Consider the following 15,211-nt stretch of genomic DNA (forward strand, 5'->3'; position numbering starts at 1 on the left):
CGACCGTGATCCCGGGACCGCCTCTGGGCGGGTGAGATAGGCAACACCTGTTGCTTAAGTGATTGCCTCGGCGTAACGTCGAGGACGAGGCAGCGCACGGCACGACGCGGAGGAGGTGGCCGTGGACAAGCGCACCGCCCGCACCGCCGCGGCCCTGCGGACCGCGATCCTCGCGCTCGCCGCGGAGCAGGACGTCACCCGGCTCACGGTGTCCGCCGTCGCGGCCCGCGCGGGGATCAACCGCGTGACGTTCTACGACCACGCGTCGAGCCCGTCCGAGCTCCTCGCGCGCGTGCTCGGCGCCGAGCTCGACGCGATCCGCGACCGGTTCTTCGCCGACGTCCGGGCCGCCGAGACGGCCGACGACGTCGCCGCCCGCTCCCGCGAGGTCGTCGACCACTGGAGCCGCGCGCTCGTCGTGCACGTCGAGGCCCACCTCCCCGTCTACGAGCGCGCGCTCGAGGGCGGGCTCAGCGCGCCGCTGTTCCGGCTGCTCGCCAGCCACGTCACCGGCACGCTCGTCGAGCACCTGCACGCCCACCCGGGCCTCCTCCCGTCGGCCCCGGCGGGAGTCCCGGCCGACCCGCCGGCCGGAGCCGCGACCACCGCGACGGCCGACGTCGCGGCGCGCGCCTTCGCGACGTACGTCGGCTTCGGCACGGTCGGCGCGCTCGAGGTGTGGCTCGCCACGCCCCCTCCCCGTGACCCCGGGCTGTTCCCGCGGGTCGCCCGAGACGCCCTGCCCGCCTGGTGGACCACGCCGTCGCCCTGACGAGCCGTCCCCTCCGCCGGTCGACCGCGGTCCCCGGCGGGCAGGTGCGCACCACCCGCGCGACGACGCCCCCGCTCACGAGGCGGGCCGACGCCGCCGTGCCCCCGCAAGGAAAGGAGCCCCACCATGGGCAGCACTCCCGGAAGGGTGCAGAACAAGGTCGCGATCGTCACCGGCGGCACCGGCGGCATGGGCGTCACGAACGCGCGCGCGCTCGTCGCCGAGGGCGCGAAGGTCGTGGTCGCGGACCTCGACGACGCGAAGGGCGAGGCGCTCGCGCGCGAGCTCGGCCCCGACGCCCGCTACGTGCACCTCGACGTGACGAGCGAGGACGAGTGGGCGGCCGCCGTCGCGGCCACGCTCGACGCGTTCGGGCGCGTCGACGTGCTCGTCAACAACGCGGGCATCGCCAACGGCGGTCCCATCACGGAGTTCGACGTCGCCGCCTGGCGCCGGATCATCGACATCAACCTCACCGGCACGTTCCTCGGGATCCGCGCGGTGTCGCCGATCATGGCGAAGGCCGGCGCGGGGTCGATCATCAACATCTCGTCGGTCGAGGGCATGCGCGGGAGCGCGGGCCTGCACGGCTACGTCGCGTCGAAGTTCGGCGTCCGCGGGCTGACGAAGTCCGTCGCGCTGGACCTCGGCCCGTACGGCGTGCGCGTCAACTCGGTGCACCCGGGGTTCATCTCGACGCCCATGACCGCGTCGCTCAACCCGGACGACCTCCTCATCCCGCTCGGCCGCCCCGCGGCGCCCGAGGAGGTCTCGCGCATGATCGTCTTCCTCGCGAGCGACGAGGCGTCGTACTCGACGGGCTCGGAGTTCGTCGTGGACGGCGGCCTCATCGCCGGCGTCCCGTCGAAGAAGGGCCACGGCCAGCTCTGACCCGGCCGCGGTCGGCCCGGTAGCGGCGGGCCCGGTCGCTCAGTGCACCGCGGCCGCGCACGCGACGCAGGTCCGCGCCGTCGGGCGCGCCTCGAGGCGCCCGGCGGCGATCTGCTGCCCGCACCCCGCGCAGACGCCGTAGGTCCCCGCGTCCAGGCGCGCGAGGGCGGCGTCGACCTCCTCGACCCGCGCGGCCGCGTCGCGCGCGAGCGCGTCCACCTGGGCGCGCTCGAACGCGATCGTCGCGCCGTCGGGGTCGTGCTCGTCGTCCGCGTTGGAGTCGCGCGACGCCTCGACGATGCCCGCGACGTCGGCGCGCAGCGCCCGCAGGCGCTCCGACGCCTCCGCGCGCACGGCGAGTAGCCGCTCGCGCGCGGGCCGCGGGTCGAGCGGGTGGTCGGAGCTCTCGAACGATGTCGTCATCACCCTCCCCAACGCTCGGGACGGGGTGAAACCGTCCCGGACGGGGACTCCTGCCCACGTCCGCCGCATGACAGCGGCGGTCCGCGATGGAAGAGTGGAACCGCCCGGCCACCCCGGGGCCACCGCGCGGACTCGCCCTCGCGGTGGGCGACCGACGGCGAGACCACGGGGGTCGGCATGAGCACGGTCGTCGTCTTCGAGGAGTTCGGCGGGCCCGAGGGCCTGCGGGTCGACGACGAGGAGGTCGGCGCTCCCGGCCCCGGCCAGGTGCGCGTCGCGAACCGCGTCGTCGGCGTCAACCCCGCGGACCTCAAGCGGCTCGCCGGCGCGTTCGGTGGCCGCGTCCCCGGCGTGCTGGGGTTCGAGGCGGCCGGGGTGGTCGACGCCGTCGGGCCCGACGTCCCGGACCTCGCCCCGGGCGACGAGGTCGTGTGGCACGGCACGGGGGCGCAGCGCGAGCTCTCGCTCGTCCGCGCCGACCACGTGCGGCGCAAGCCGTCGTCCGTCCCGTTCGACCAGGCCGCGGTCCTGCCCGTCGCGGCGGCGACCGCGTTCTCCGCGCTCGTGCAGGCCGACACGGGCGAGGGGGACGTCGTGCTCGTGCACGGCGCGAGCGGTGGCGTCGGGTCCGCCGCGGTGCAGATCGCCACCGCGCTCGGTGCCCGCGTCGTCGGGACGGCCTCGCCCGCGAACCACGACTACGTGCGCGGCCTCGGTGCGACGCCCGTCGCGTACGGCCCGGGGCTCGTCGACGCGGTCCGCGCGCTGCCCGACGGGCTCGACGAGGTGAGCGTCGTCGTCGACCTCGTCGGCACGGAGGAGACCGTGGCCGCGACCGTCGCGCTGCTGGGCGAGCACCTCTCCCCCGCCGACGCCGACGACCCGCCGAGCGCCGTGACCGTCGTCGGGACGGACGCCTCGCGCGCCGCCGGGATCGCCGACAAGGTCGACGCGAAGGGCGCCCTCGACGAGGTGCTCGCGCTCGCGGAGGACGGGCGGCTCCGGGCGGAGATCTCGGCCCGGTTCCCGCTCGCCGAGGCCGCGGAGGCGCTCCGCCTCGTCGCCGAGGGGCACGTGCGGGGGAAGGTCGTCCTCGACGTCGTGTGACGCGGCGCGCTCCTTTGTGACGCTGAGCACAAGCTCACCGCAGGAGCCGCGGGATTCCGCGGCTCCCGCCCCGGCGCCCGCTCAATCTTCTTGCGCCCCGCGTGCGCCAGAGTGTGGAATCGTTAGCATGCGTAAGCTTCTTGCCGCCACCGCGGCGCTCTCCTGTGCCCTCCTGCTGGCGTCCTGCGCCTCGCCGACCGACCCGGCGAGCGACGACGCGGCGACCACCCCCGCGACCGAGACCACGACCGAGGCGGCCCCCGAGGTCACGCCGACCGTCGTCGCCGTCACCACGACGTGCAGCACCTTCTACGGCGGCGAGTACTCCGCCGAGCGCCTCGTCACCGAGACGACGCCGCTGCTCGCCACGCCGGACGACGAGGACGCCGCCGCCGCGATCTACACGACGCGCGAGCGCATCGCCGCGGTGCAGAACTTCGCCGACCCGGAGCTCCAGGAGAACCTCAACGGGATCAAGGCGCCCTTCGAGGCCGCCGTCCAGGGCGAGACGGTCAGCACGTCGAAGCTCCAGGAGTCGCTCGACGCGTTCCGCGCCCAGTGTGTCGAGGCCGGGTACGCCTTCGCGTCCTGACGCCACGCGCCGCGGTCCGGACGGCCCGTCCCTCGTCGAGGGGCGGGCCGTCCTCGCGTCCAGGGCCTGCTCGCGTCGGGGGGCGCGCCGGTGCCGGGCTCGCCGCGTCCTGAGGCGGGCGGCGAGGCGCCGCCCGGCGTGGGAGCATCCGACCATGCCCGTCGTCGAGTCCTCGCTCGTGGTCCCCGTCGACCCCGCGACGGCGTTCGCCGTCTCGCAGACGACGGGCGCCGTCCGCCTGCGCTGGGACCCCTTCATCCGCCACCAGCACTTCCTCGACGGCGCGACCGCGCCCGCGAAGGGCGTGCGGACCTTCACCCGCCACCGCAGCGGGCTGTCCATGGTGAGCGAGTACGTCTCGTACAACCCGCCGACCAACGTCGGCATGCGCATGGTCCGCGGGTCGTGGTTCTTCGAGAACCTCGCGGGCGGCTGGCGCTTCGCGCCCGACCCGGCCGGCGGCACGCGCGCGACGTGGCGGTACAGCTTCCGGTGCCGGCCACGCTGGCTCGCCCCGGTCGCCGAGCGCGTCGGGTCGTGGGTGCTCCAGCGCGACGTCGACCGGCGCATCGCCGGCTTCGCGCGCGGGTGCGCCGACCCGGTCGTGCTCGACGCGGTGCACGACGGCGCCTGACGCCCGCGCCCCCGTCCGCCGCCGCGCGGCACCCGGGGCCACGCGGCCCGGCACCCCGGGACGACGTCGCCCGGCACCCCGGTCGGACGCGGCCCGGCCGCGCGCGGCGTAGCGTGCGACGCATGGGCCCGCTCGACCGCCGCCGCCCCCGGGCGTTCCTCGCCGTGGTGCTCGCGGTGGTCGCGGTCGTCGGCACGGCGGGCGCGACGCACGGCCAGCCCGGTGCCCGGCCGCTCGACGCGGCGGCGCTCGCGCTCCTCCTCGTGCCCCCGCTCGCCCTCGTGCTCCTCGTGCGGTGGCCGGTCGTCGCCGTCGTCGTGTCCGTGGGTGCCGCGGGCGCGTTCCTCGTCGCCGGGTACGCGTGGGGCCCGGTGCTCGCCGGTCCCGTGGGCGTGCTCGTGGGGGTGCTGCTCAGCGGGCCCGCGGTGCGCGCGCGCCGGGTCGCGTGGGGCGGGGCGGTGCTCCTGGCGGGCGCGGTGGTCACGGCGGCGGCGCTGCGCCCGGACGCGCCGCCCCCGGCGACGCTGCTCGGCGGGACCGCGTGGACCGTCGTCGTGCTGCTCGTCGCCGGGACGGTCCGCGACCGGTCCGCGCGCCTCGCCGCGGCGCGCGAGGCGGAGCGCGCCGCGCGCGCCGAGCGGGAGCGGACCGCCGTCGCCGACGAGCGCCTGCGGATCGCGCGCGAGGTCCACGACGTGCTCGCGCACTCGCTGTCCGCGATCACCGTCCAGGCGGGCGTCGGCCTGCACCTGCTCGACCGCGCCCCCGAGCAGGCCCGCGGTGCGCTCACCGCGATCCGCGCCGCGAGCACCGAGGCGCTCGACGAGGTGCGCGCGGTGCTGGGCGTCGTGCGCGGCGACGCGGGCGACGACGGCGCGCCCCTCGCCCCGACGTGGGACCTCGCGGCGCTCCCCCGGCTCGTGCGGCAGGCGGAGGGCGGCGGGCTCACGGTCGCGCTCGACGTCGACCCGGCCGCCGCGGGACTGCCCGACCGGCTCGCGGGCGTCGTCTACCGCGTGGTGCAGGAGTCGCTGACGAACGTGCGCCGGCACGCGCACGGTGCCACGCGGGCGGACGTGCGGGTCGCGGTGCGTCCCGCGCCGCACGGCACGGTGACCGTGACCGTGACCGACGACGGCGCGGCCCCGGGCGCCGAGCCGGAGCCGGGCTATGGCCTGCGGGGCATGCGCGAGCGCGTCGAGAGCGTCGGCGGCTCGCTCGCCGCCGGCCCGGCGCCGTCCCCCTCTGGACGTGGCTTCCGCGTGCGGGCAGTCTTTCCCTGGCCGGGCTCCCCGCCCGGACCGGGCACCCCCGGACGGTCCGACGCGGGCGACGACGCACCGCCGCAGCGCGAGGAGGCACCGTGATCGACGTCGTGCTGGCCGACGACCAGGCTCTCGTGCGGGGTGGCTTCCGCGCGCTCATCGACTCCGAGGACGACATGCGCGTCGTCGCGGAGGCCGCGACCGGCGACGACGCCGTCCGCCTCGCGCTCGAGCACCTGCCCGACGTCGTGCTCATGGACATCCGCATGCCCGGTCTCGACGGCCTGGAGGCGACGCGGCGGATCGTCGCGGACCGGGCGGCGTCGCACGTGCACGTCGTGGTCGTCACGACGTTCGAGCTCGACGAGTACGTGACCGACGCGATCCGCGGCGGCGCGAGCGGCTTCCTCGTCAAGGACACCGAGCCGGTCGACCTCGTCCGGGCGGTGCGCGTCGCGGCGCGCGGCGACGCGCTGCTCTCGCCCACCGTGACCCGGCGGCTGCTGTCGCGGGTCGCGGACGCGACGCGCGCCGTCGGGCCGGTGCGTGGTGTCGAGGAGCTCACGCCGCGCGAGCACGAGGTGCTCGTCGAGGTCGCGGGCGGGCTGTCGAACGAGGAGATCGCCGGGTCGCTCTTCCTGTCGGAGTCGACCGTGAAGACCCACGTCTCGCGGGTCATGGCGAAGCTGGGCGCGCGAGACCGGGCGCAGCTCGTCGTCGCGGCGTACGAGTCGGGCCTCGTCCGTCCGGGCTGGGCGGGCTGAGCCTCCGACCGCCGCGGCGGTACCCGGGGACGAGCGAGGTCGGCACGCCCGGGTGACGACGCGGCGTCGGGCGGGCGCGAGCCTGGGGGTGCGGCCGGCGGACGGCCGCCCTCGCCGTGACCGGCGAGGCGCACCGACACCGGAGGTCGTCATGCTCACCGCACTCACCGGGGCGGCCGGCGCGCTCCCCACGGACGCCGTCGCGTCGTGGGGGCACGCCGGCTGGGGGCCCGGGCCGTGGTGGTTCGTGTTCCCCCTGCTGTGGTTCCTGCTCTTCGCGTCCGTGGTCTTCCTCGTCGCCCGCCGCGCCCGGCGCGGCGGGGGCCCGGGCGGGTGGCGCACGTCCGGCCCTGACCCGGTCGCGATCCTCGGCGAGCGCTACGCGCGCGGCGAGATCGACGAGCAGGAGTACCGCTCGCGCCTCGCCGTCCTCCGCGAGGGTCACCCCCACCCCTGACGCCGAGAACGACGTTGCTGCCGTCATCCCGCGGACAACGGCAGCAACGTCGTGCTCGACGGCGAGGAATCGCCTGTTCGGCGTCAGGCGGAGGCGCCCACGCGCTCCTTGGTGCCCGACGGCGCACCCTCCCCGGTCTCGGCCGGCGCCGGGGACTCCGTGGTCGCCTCGGACGACGCGTCGTCGTCCTCGTCCACGAAGAGGTCCTCGGCCGTGGCGGCCTCGTACTGCTCGAGGTCGAGGATGCCCTCGCGCTTCGCCACGATCGTGGGCACGAGCGCCTGGCCCGCGACGTTCACCGCGGTGCGGCCCATGTCGAGGATCGGGTCGATCGCGAGCAGCAGGCCCACGCCCGCGAGCGGCAGGCCCACGGTCGAGAGCGTGAGGGTCAGCATGACGATCGCGCCGGTGAGGCCCGCGGTCGCGGCGGAGCCGACGACGGACACGAACGCGATGAGCAGGTAGTCGGTGATCGACAGGTCGATGCCGAAGATCTGCGCGACGAAGATCGCCGAGATGGCCGGGTAGATCGAGGCGCAACCGTCCATCTTCGTGGTGGCGGCCAGCGGCACGGCGAACGACGCGTACTCGCTCGGCACGCCGAGGTTGCGCTCGGTGACGCGCTGCGTCACGGGCAGCGTGCCGATCGAGGAGCGCGAGACGAACGCGAGCTGGATCGCGGGCCACGCGCCGCGGAAGTAGCTCGAGATCTTCAGGCCGTTGGTGCGCAGCAGGATCGGGTAGACGACGAACAGCACGACCGCGAGGCCGACGTAGATCGCGACGGCGAACCACGCGAGCGACGCGAGCGACGTCCAGCCGTACGCCGCGATGGCGTAGCCGATGAGGCCGGCGGTGCCGATCGGCGCGAGGCGGATGATCCACCACAGCACCTTCTGCACGATCGCGAGCGCGGAGCGGTTGAACGCGAGGAACGGGTCCGCCTTCTTGCCCGACTTGAGCGCCGCGATGCCGATGACGAGGGCGACGACGAGGATCTGCAGGACGTTGAAGTTCACCGACGTCTCGGCGGCACCCGTGAGCGCGCCGTCGTCCCCCGTCGTCAGGCGGGTCGACGCCCCGAGGCCCAGCACGTTGCCCGGGATGAGGCCGGTGAGGAAGTCGAGCCACGTGCCGGTGCGGCCGGCCTCGTAGGCGTCGTCGACGGACACCGAGGCGTTCTGGCCGGGGTTGAACAGCAGGCCCAGGCCGATGCCCACGGCCACGGAGATCGCGGCGGTGATGGCGAACCACAGCAGCGTCTGACCGGCGAGGCGCGCGGCGTTGGTGACGGTCCGCAGGTTCGCGATCGACGCGACGATCGCGGTGAAGATCAGCGGCGGCACGACCGCCTTGAGCAGCGTGACGAACGACGAGCCGATCGTGTCGAGCGTCGTGGTGAGGCCGTTGGGGACCTCGCCGGCGGCGTCCTGCGGGCCCATGGCGAGGGCGAGGGCACCGAGCCCGACGCCGACCGCGAGGCCGAGCAGGATCTGCACGCTGAACGAGGGGAACCGGCGCTTCTTCTTCGCGGGCGCGGAGGCCGGAGCCTGCTTCGCCTGCGGGTCGGCCTGCGGGGAGGCCGTCGAGGGGGTCGAGGACACGGAGGACCTTTCGGGGTGACGCGGGCGCACGAGCGCCCGCTCTCGGGAGAGGGGCTCGGGACGTCGTCGCGGGGCGCCGGCAGCAGCGCGGCCCGGGCAGGGACGCAGGCACGGAGGTGGCCTGCGGCTGACGGGGGGCGCGCCACGCGCGTCAGCGGCTCAGGTCGCGAGGCGACCCGGGGTCCTGACGGGTGTGCGGAGGCGGGGAGGCGTCAGCGGCGACGGGGGGTCAGCGACACAGCGCGCTGGCGACTCGACGGAGGTCGACGTCGCGGCGCTGGGTGAGCTGCCAGGCAGGCACGCTGACGAACACGGAGGTTCTCCCGGAACGGTGGGTTCTCGCTGGACGCGGGCAGACGGACGCCCGCGGCAACCGATCATACCCGCTCGTGGACAACCGTCCGGCGGCCGGACCTATTCCGGCCGCCGGGGAGCGGCCGGGCGTCAGGCGTTCGGCGCGTCGAGGAACGCGTGCATCAGCGGCCCCGCCGTGACGGCGCCGCCCTCGCCCGTCTCGACGAACACGGCGACCGCGAGGTCGCCCTGCGTCGCGATCATCCACGCGTGGGACTGGCTGCCGTCGCCGTACTGCGCCGTGCCCGTCTTCGCCCCGGGCTCGCCCGGGAGGTCCTGGAGGATCGACGCCGAGCCGTCCGTGACGACGGCGCGCATGAGCTCGCGCAGCGTCGCGGCCTCCTGCTCGGTGAGGGTCGAGGCGGGCTGCTCCTCGGCGACGGTCTGCACGTCCGGGTGGACGAGGACCGGCGCCACCGTGCGCCCGGCGGCGACGCTCGCGGCGACCGTCGCCATCGCGAGGGGCGACGCCTGGACCTTGCCCTGCCCGATCATCGACGCGGCGTGCTCGGTGCCCTGCGAGTCGGTCGGGACGTCGCCGAAGAACGCGCGCGCGCCGAGCTCGGACTCGACGCCCAGCCCGAGCGAGGCGGCGGCGTCGTGCAGCGCCTGCTGCGACACGGCCTCCCGCTGCCCGATCATCGCCGTGTTGCACGAGTTCGCGAACGCCGTGCGCAGCGGCACGTCGCCGAGCGCCGCCGTCGGGTAGCCGGGCACGTTCTGGAACTTGCGGCCCTCGACGGTCAGCGTGGGCGGGCACGAGACGGTCGTGTCCGGGGTGAGGCCCGCGCGCAGCATCGCGAGCGTCGTCGCGACCTTGAACGTCGATCCCGGCGCGTACTGGCCCGTCGTGGCGGTCGAGAGCCCCTCGCCCGCGGTCGAGCTCGCCGCCGCGAGCACGGAGCCCGTCGAGGGCTGGATCGCGACGATCGCGCTCGGCCCCTGCCCGGCGAGCAGCGCCTCGGCGGCGACCTGCATGTCCGGGCGCAGCGTCGTGCTCAGCGGCACGCCGTCCACCGGCTCGACCGAGAACACCTCCGTCGGCTCCGCGTCCGCGTCCGCCTCGCCCGGCACGACCTCGATCGACAGGCCCGGCACGCCGCGGAGCTGCTCGTCGTACTGCCGCTGGAGACCGGAGATGCCGACCTGGTCGCCCGCGGCGACCGCGCCCTCCGACTCCTCGACGATCTCCGCCGTCGCGTCGCCCACGCGCCCGAGCAGGGGACGCGCGAACTCGCGCGTCGGGGCGAGGGGGATCGCGTCGTCGATGACCGCGACGCCCTCGATGCCGCGCGCCGCGTCGACGTCGACGCCCGCGGTGTCCTCCGTGCGGACGGTGATGGCCTCGACGAACGCCTTCTCCCCGGCGCCCGCGACGCGCTGCGCGTACTCCTCCGGGTCCAGCCCGACGACGCCCGCGAGCGCCCGCGCCGCGCCGTCCCACTGGGCGGAGCCCACGCGCGTCTTGTCGACGCCGATCCGGTAGACGGGGCGGTCCTCGACGATGGGGACGCCGTCGGCGCCGAGGATGCCCGCACGGACCGCCGGCACGCGGCTCACCGCGAGCCGGCCCCCCTGGCCGAGCTCGGGGACGAGCACGTCGGGCTCCCACACGACGTCCCAGGCACCCGGGCCGTCCTCGCCCTCGCCCGGCTCCGCGAACGTGAGCTCCGCCGTGGTGGTGTACTCCCAGGCCTGGTCGCCCGCGACCTCCCAGCGGTAGGCGAGCGTCGCCGTCGCGCGGTCGCCCGCGTCGTCGCCCTCCTCGTCGACGTCCACCGACTCCACCTCGACCGTGCGCTCGTACGGCGCGAGCGGCTCGAGCACCGCCTCCAGGTGGCCCTGGACGTCCTTCGCGGCGCCGTTGCGGAACTCCAGCCCGCTCACGTCGCCGGCCTGGAGGGCGTCGGCGAGCGCGTTCGCGGCGTCGGACGCCTCCGGGCGGTCGGGCGTGCACGCCGCGAGGGGAAGGGCGAGGACGGGGACGAGCGCCGCGGCCGTCGTCCAGCGGGCGGTCCTCCCGCGCCACCGGCCGTGCGTGCCGGATCGACCGTGGTCGTGCGCGACGCTGCTCACTCGTTGCTCCCCTGCTCCGTACCGTTCGGGACGAGACGGACGCTACCCGACGGCACCGACGCCGCCGGCACCGACGGCCGGACCGGACCGGTTCGTCCGCCGCTTCTTCACCTCCCGCTCCTCCTCCCCGTCCCGCGGAGCCGCAGCGCGCTCACCATTCCCCGCACGGCCGTACGGTGTCCGCGCAGGTGGGCGGGGGTGCGCCCGGGTGCGCGCCGCGATCCCTGGACGATCCTGCGCTTTTCCTGAGGAACAGGTGCGCCAGCGTTGAGGAGGACTCCGTACTTTTCGAGTCATGACTCTCCACACCCCCGAGACGACCCCCGCCCCGCGCCGCGACAAGCGCCGCGCCTTCGCCGCCTTCGGGCTGGCGGCCCTCGCCGTCGGCGGCATCGGGGCGGCGCTCACCAGCGCCGCCTGGACCGACAACGCGTTCTTCACGGCGCCCGCGACGGCCGCGACCTTCGACCTCCAGGGGTCGCTGGACGGGACCACCTGGAAGGACTCGTCCGACCCCGAGGCGATCGAGCTCGTCGTGCCGTCGGACGCGCTCGCGAACCTCCTGCCCGGCCAGACGCGCACGATCGACCTGTGGGTGCGCAACGAGAGCTCGGTGAAGGCCGCGCTCACGTCCAGCGTCCGCTTCGCCTCGGGCTCGACCTTCACGACGAACCCCTCCGCCTCCGTCTCCGGCCTCGCCACGACGCTCGACGCCGCCGGCGGCACGTCGAGCGACCAGTTCCGGCTCACCGTCACGGCACCGAGCGACTGGGCGCCGTCGAACCAGGGGGCCACCGGGACGCTCGTCGTCACGGTCTCCGCCACCGCGACGGCCTGACCCGACGCCGCACGCAGGAGGAGGAGAACCACCGATGCAGGTACTGCGGCGCGGGGCCGTCCTCGTCCTGTGGGTCCTCGCCGCCTTCGGGCTGGTGTGCGGGGCGGTGGGGGGCGCGACCGCGGCCGGCCTTATCAAGCCCCTCGTCGTGATCTCCGGATCGATGGAGCCGGGGATCATGACGGGCGACCTCCTGGTCGCCCGGCCGGTCCCGGCGGCCGACCTGGCCGTCGGCGACGTGGTGAGCCTGCCCAGCGAGCTGACCGGCGACCTGGTGACCCACCGCGTCGAGGCCGTCGAGCAGACGGGCGACGACCAGTACACGGTCAGCATGAAGGGCGACAACAACGCCTACGCGGACGCCCTGGACTACACCGCCTCGGGCGACGTCTGGAAGCCCGCGGTCCAGCTCGCCGGCTGGGGCACCGCGATCGTGCGTCTGACGACCCCCGCCGTGGCAGTCCCCCTCCTCGTCGGCCTGCTCGGCCTGCTCGGCCTCACCCTGCTCGTCCCGCCCGCACCGCGACGCGTGCCAGTCCACCGGTGACCGGCACCCGGACCGGCCGGAGGGCCGGCGGGACCGCCGGTCCCACGGCCGGGCGCCGCACGCTGAGCCTGCTCCTCGCGGTCCTGACGCTCGTGACGGCGTCGTGGTGGGGGGTCGCCCACGCGGCCGTCGAGCCCACGACGGCCGCGTGGACGGACCAGGCCCAGGCCGCCGCGCCCGTCTCCGCCGGCCGGTGGCAGACGACGACGGCCGGCACGTGCGTCGCGCGCGGCGAGGGTCGCGCCGTCCTCTCCGGCTGCACGGTCCGCTCGATCTCGTTCGAGACGTGGGGCGAGCCGGGGAGCCAGGTCCGCAACTACTACGTGGCCTTCACGGTGCCCGCGGGCACGCGGTCGGTGTCCTTCGACGTCGACCTCCGGGTCGCGACCGGCCAGGAGACCTCGTGGCGGTGGAGCGGCGCCCACGTCGTCGCCGGGGCCCAGTTCACCCCGCAGCAGGGCTGGACCTGCGCCGACCTGCCGCGCGTGCGCGGGGAGGGCGCCGACTGGCAGAACCCGATCTACTTCCAGGTCGCCGAGCAGGGCGGCGGGGGCGCGTCGGCCTGCCCGTGACGGGCGCCGCCGTGGCGCGCGTCAGTCCGGCGTGACCGGGCTGATCACGTACCAGAGGCGCACCGACGCGTCGCCCCCCGGCCCGGGCTCGTGGCTGATCTGCACGGACGTCTCGACGTCGCCGTTCGACCCGTTGATGCCCGTGCGGGCGCGCGTCCCGCCCGCGCGCGACGCGTCGAGCGACGCGGGCAGCTCGTCGAGCCACCGGTCGACCTGCGACCGCGGAAAACCCAGCACCTGCGCGTCGGCCACGAGCTGGTCGTGCACGGCCTGCCCGCCGGAGAGCGTGCGGAACACGTTGATCGCGCTCACGTACCCGCGCCGGGGCTGGATCGTCAGCTCCTCGGCCGTCGTGGTCCACGTGCCGTCGGGGAGCGTCAGCTCGACCTCGGCCGCGCCGTCGGGCACCTGCACGACGGCCATCGACTCGCCCAGCCCGACGGACTCCGCGGTGATCGGCCTGCTCACGTCCCAGTGCACGGTCTCGCCCCTCTCGATGTCGTCGATCGTCGTCGTGCCCGCCTCGCCCCCGCCGCCCTCGCCGCCCGAACCGCCCGACGACGTCGGGCCGCCCGGGGCGGTCGTCCCGCCCGGTCCGGTGGCCGCGTCGTCCGGGTCGCCGAACGTCACCGTGCACCCCGTCAGCACGAGAGACCCGGCGAGCGCCCCCGCGAGCAGGACCGCGGCGACGCCGGCCCTCGGCGCCGTCCCGTGCGCGCGACGGAACCCCCGGTTCACTGGTCCACGTCCACGTCCCACTCGGTCAGTCTGTCAAGGATGCGTCCGATGCGGGCGGGGTTCGTGAGCCGGTAGTCGGCGATCCGGTCGGACACGTCGGTGCCGATGATCTGCGCCGCCTGGTCCGGGTGCTGCGTGACGAGCTGCTGGTAGGCGGGCAGCGTGTCGTTCGCGATGTACTCCCAGCGGGTCGCCTGGTCGGCGATGTTGCCGCCCGGCAGCGGCGTCTCCACCGTCACCGTGCCCTGCACGGGGTTGTCGAACGTGACGCCCGTGAACGGGATCCCGAGGTTCTCCGGGCCGGGCGTCTCGACGCTCACCGTGAAGGGGTCGTGCTGCGCGTACGTGCCCGCGCCGGGGATGGACGGCTCGCCGACGAGCGTCATGAGGTACGTGAACGCCTCGCCCGTGACCGGGTGGTCGCGCATGGTCTGCCAGTCGTCGGCGATGATCTGGTTCTGCTCGCGCCACAGCAGCGCGGTGTTGCCGTCCGCGAGCGCCTGCGCGTCGCCCGCCCGGCCGGCCTCGACGTCCGCCCACGCCTGGTACGCGGCGCCGTCGATGACGCCGGCCTCGAGCAGCCGCTCCATCTCCTGCATGCCGCCGTTTAGGTACGCCTCGTGCATGACGGCCTGGTCCACGAAGATCTCGCGCTGCATCGACAGGAACTGGTTCTCGTAGAAGCCGAGCTCGGCGTCCGACATCGTCGCGATCGCCTCGAGCGCCGCCCGGTCGACGCCGGGCGGCAGCGCCCGGGCGCCGCTCGCGACGCCCTGCGCGAGCTGCCGCATCATGTCGAGGTCGAAGAACCCGGCGGCGAACGACGGCCCGATCATCGCGGCCATGCCGGCCCACTGCATCCACGGGTTGTCCAGGTAGAGCTCGCCGTAGTACGTGTAGACGCTCTCGATGATCTCCCGGTTGGCCGACGCCCCCGCGGACGGGTCCCAGTCGGCGAAGTCGAACCCCGCCTCGCCCGCGGCGACGCGCGTCCAGTGCGTGACGGCGAGCTCCGCGAACCCCGGGGAGTCGGGGTCGACACCGAGGCGCACCATCCGGTCGTAGAGCGCCGCGACCTGCGCGTCCGTCGCGTTCTCGAGCCACGCGGCGCGCTCGCCCGCGTCCATCGCGGCGTACTCGCCAGGCGTCGGCGTGGGGACGGTCTGCTGCGGCCCGCCCGGGCCGGACGTGGGCGCGCCGCCCGGGCCCGCGAGGGCGCCGCCGTCGGCGCTCGCGGACTGCTGCTGGTCGGCGTCCGTGGCGAGGCGGTCGGCGGCGGCGTCGAGGAGGCTCGCGGTGCCCGTGAGCGAGGGTCCGAGCGTGGTGGCCCACGCGCTGCGGAACTGCGCGGCGTCGGGCCCGTCCCACCGGGTCGCGGCCTCGACGACGGCCGCCACCTGCGCGCGATGGGTCCGCAGCGCGTCGGCGCCGGAGCGCAGGCCGGACGCGAGCGCGCGCAGCGCACGGACGTCGGCGCCCCACATCCCGCTCATGCCGTCCCCTCCCGCCCCTGCGCGTCCCCTCACGCGCACGCGTCGACGCCTTCGTCCTCGACGGTCGCACGCCGACGGTACGCG

16 protein-coding genes are annotated in these 15,211 nt (G+C 75.5%); 11 read left to right on the forward strand and 5 right to left on the reverse strand.

Annotated features, from left to right (window positions below; genetic code table 11):
* Window positions 1-121: 121 nt before the first annotated feature.
* Both B8281_RS02610 and B8281_RS02615 read left to right on the forward strand, forming a co-directional pair.
* Window positions 122-772: a TetR/AcrR family transcriptional regulator gene (locus tag B8281_RS02610; protein WP_198163126.1), complete on the forward strand. Its 651-nt coding sequence runs from the start codon at window positions 122-124 to the stop codon at window positions 770-772.
* A gap of 126 nt (window positions 773-898) precedes the next feature.
* Window positions 899-1,663 (forward strand): glucose 1-dehydrogenase, encoded by a 765-nt coding sequence (locus B8281_RS02615; RefSeq protein WP_061269402.1) that lies wholly within the window; start codon window positions 899-901, stop codon window positions 1,661-1,663.
* 39 nt (window positions 1,664-1,702) lie between these two features.
* On the opposite strand, the gene B8281_RS02620 is transcribed toward B8281_RS02615, so the two are convergent.
* Window positions 1,703-2,086, reverse strand: a complete 384-nt coding sequence (locus tag B8281_RS02620; protein ID WP_085386820.1) for a TraR/DksA C4-type zinc finger protein — start codon at window positions 2,084-2,086, stop codon at window positions 1,703-1,705.
* 177 nt (window positions 2,087-2,263) lie between these two features.
* Here B8281_RS02620 and B8281_RS02625 point away from each other — a divergent pair, with 177 nt between their 5' ends.
* From B8281_RS02625 to B8281_RS02650, 6 genes are all read left to right on the forward strand, one after another.
* A complete protein-coding gene (locus B8281_RS02625) occupies window positions 2,264-3,193 on the forward strand; it encodes an NADP-dependent oxidoreductase (protein WP_085386821.1) in 930 nt (309 codons plus the stop codon).
* 127 nt (window positions 3,194-3,320) lie between these two features.
* Window positions 3,321-3,785, forward strand: a complete 465-nt coding sequence (locus B8281_RS02630) for a hypothetical protein (RefSeq protein ID WP_034655328.1) — start codon at window positions 3,321-3,323, stop codon at window positions 3,783-3,785.
* A gap of 154 nt (window positions 3,786-3,939) precedes the next feature.
* The gene (locus tag B8281_RS02635) at window positions 3,940-4,419 is read left to right on the forward strand and encodes an SRPBCC family protein (protein WP_061268360.1); all 480 of its coding nucleotides are present in this window, start codon (window positions 3,940-3,942) and stop codon (window positions 4,417-4,419) included.
* 122 nt (window positions 4,420-4,541) lie between these two features.
* A complete protein-coding gene (locus B8281_RS02640; protein ID WP_085386822.1) occupies window positions 4,542-5,786 on the forward strand; it encodes a sensor histidine kinase in 1,245 nt (414 codons plus the stop codon).
* Entirely contained in the window at window positions 5,783-6,448 is a 666-nt protein-coding gene (locus B8281_RS02645; protein ID WP_085386823.1) for a response regulator transcription factor, read from the forward strand. The genes B8281_RS02640 and B8281_RS02645 overlap by 4 nt, the downstream gene beginning before the upstream one ends.
* A 151-nt stretch (window positions 6,449-6,599) precedes the next feature.
* Window positions 6,600-6,905, forward strand: coding sequence for an SHOCT domain-containing protein (locus tag B8281_RS02650; RefSeq protein ID WP_081599813.1), 306 nt, complete (start codon window positions 6,600-6,602; stop codon window positions 6,903-6,905).
* Between the two features lie 83 nt (window positions 6,906-6,988).
* Here B8281_RS02650 and B8281_RS02655 read toward each other — a convergent pair whose 3' ends face one another.
* Window positions 6,989-8,509: a dicarboxylate/amino acid:cation symporter gene (locus B8281_RS02655; RefSeq protein WP_085386824.1), complete on the reverse strand. Its 1,521-nt coding sequence runs from the start codon at window positions 8,507-8,509 to the stop codon at window positions 6,989-6,991.
* A gap of 444 nt (window positions 8,510-8,953) precedes the next feature.
* A complete protein-coding gene (locus B8281_RS02660) occupies window positions 8,954-10,939 on the reverse strand; it encodes a penicillin-binding transpeptidase domain-containing protein (protein WP_085386825.1) in 1,986 nt (661 codons plus the stop codon).
* A 295-nt stretch (window positions 10,940-11,234) separates the two neighbouring features.
* On the opposite strand from B8281_RS02660, the gene B8281_RS02665 reads away from it, so the two are divergent.
* Genes B8281_RS02665 through B8281_RS02675 form a run of 3 tightly spaced genes read left to right on the forward strand, consistent with a single transcriptional unit; the run spans window position 11,235 to window position 12,896 of the window.
* Window positions 11,235-11,777 (forward strand): hypothetical protein, encoded by a 543-nt coding sequence (locus B8281_RS02665; RefSeq protein WP_085386826.1) that lies wholly within the window; start codon window positions 11,235-11,237, stop codon window positions 11,775-11,777.
* A gap of 34 nt (window positions 11,778-11,811) precedes the next feature.
* Window positions 11,812-12,324 carry a signal peptidase I gene (locus tag B8281_RS02670; RefSeq protein ID WP_085386827.1) on the forward strand — a complete coding sequence of 171 codons (513 nt, stop codon included), beginning with the start codon at window positions 11,812-11,814 and terminating at the stop codon, window positions 12,322-12,324.
* Complete coding sequence (locus B8281_RS02675) at window positions 12,321-12,896, forward strand: hypothetical protein (protein WP_085386828.1); 576 nt, start codon at window positions 12,321-12,323, stop codon at window positions 12,894-12,896. Before B8281_RS02670 ends, B8281_RS02675 begins: the two co-directional genes overlap by 4 nt.
* A 21-nt stretch (window positions 12,897-12,917) precedes the next feature.
* Here B8281_RS02675 and B8281_RS02680 read toward each other — a convergent pair whose 3' ends face one another.
* Both B8281_RS02680 and B8281_RS02685 read right to left on the reverse strand, forming a co-directional pair.
* Window positions 12,918-13,634: a hypothetical protein gene (locus B8281_RS02680; RefSeq protein WP_085386829.1), complete on the reverse strand. Its 717-nt coding sequence runs from the start codon at window positions 13,632-13,634 to the stop codon at window positions 12,918-12,920.
* Window positions 13,631-15,127, reverse strand: coding sequence for a WXG100 family type VII secretion target (locus B8281_RS02685; RefSeq protein WP_157446527.1), 1,497 nt, complete (start codon window positions 15,125-15,127; stop codon window positions 13,631-13,633). The genes B8281_RS02680 and B8281_RS02685 overlap by 4 nt, the downstream gene beginning before the upstream one ends.
* Between the last annotated feature and the right edge of the window lie 84 nt (window positions 15,128-15,211).

It is taken from the genome of Cellulosimicrobium sp. TH-20 (assembly GCF_002105775.1).
Taxonomy (GTDB): Bacteria; Actinomycetota; Actinomycetes; order Actinomycetales; family Cellulomonadaceae; genus Cellulosimicrobium; species Cellulosimicrobium funkei.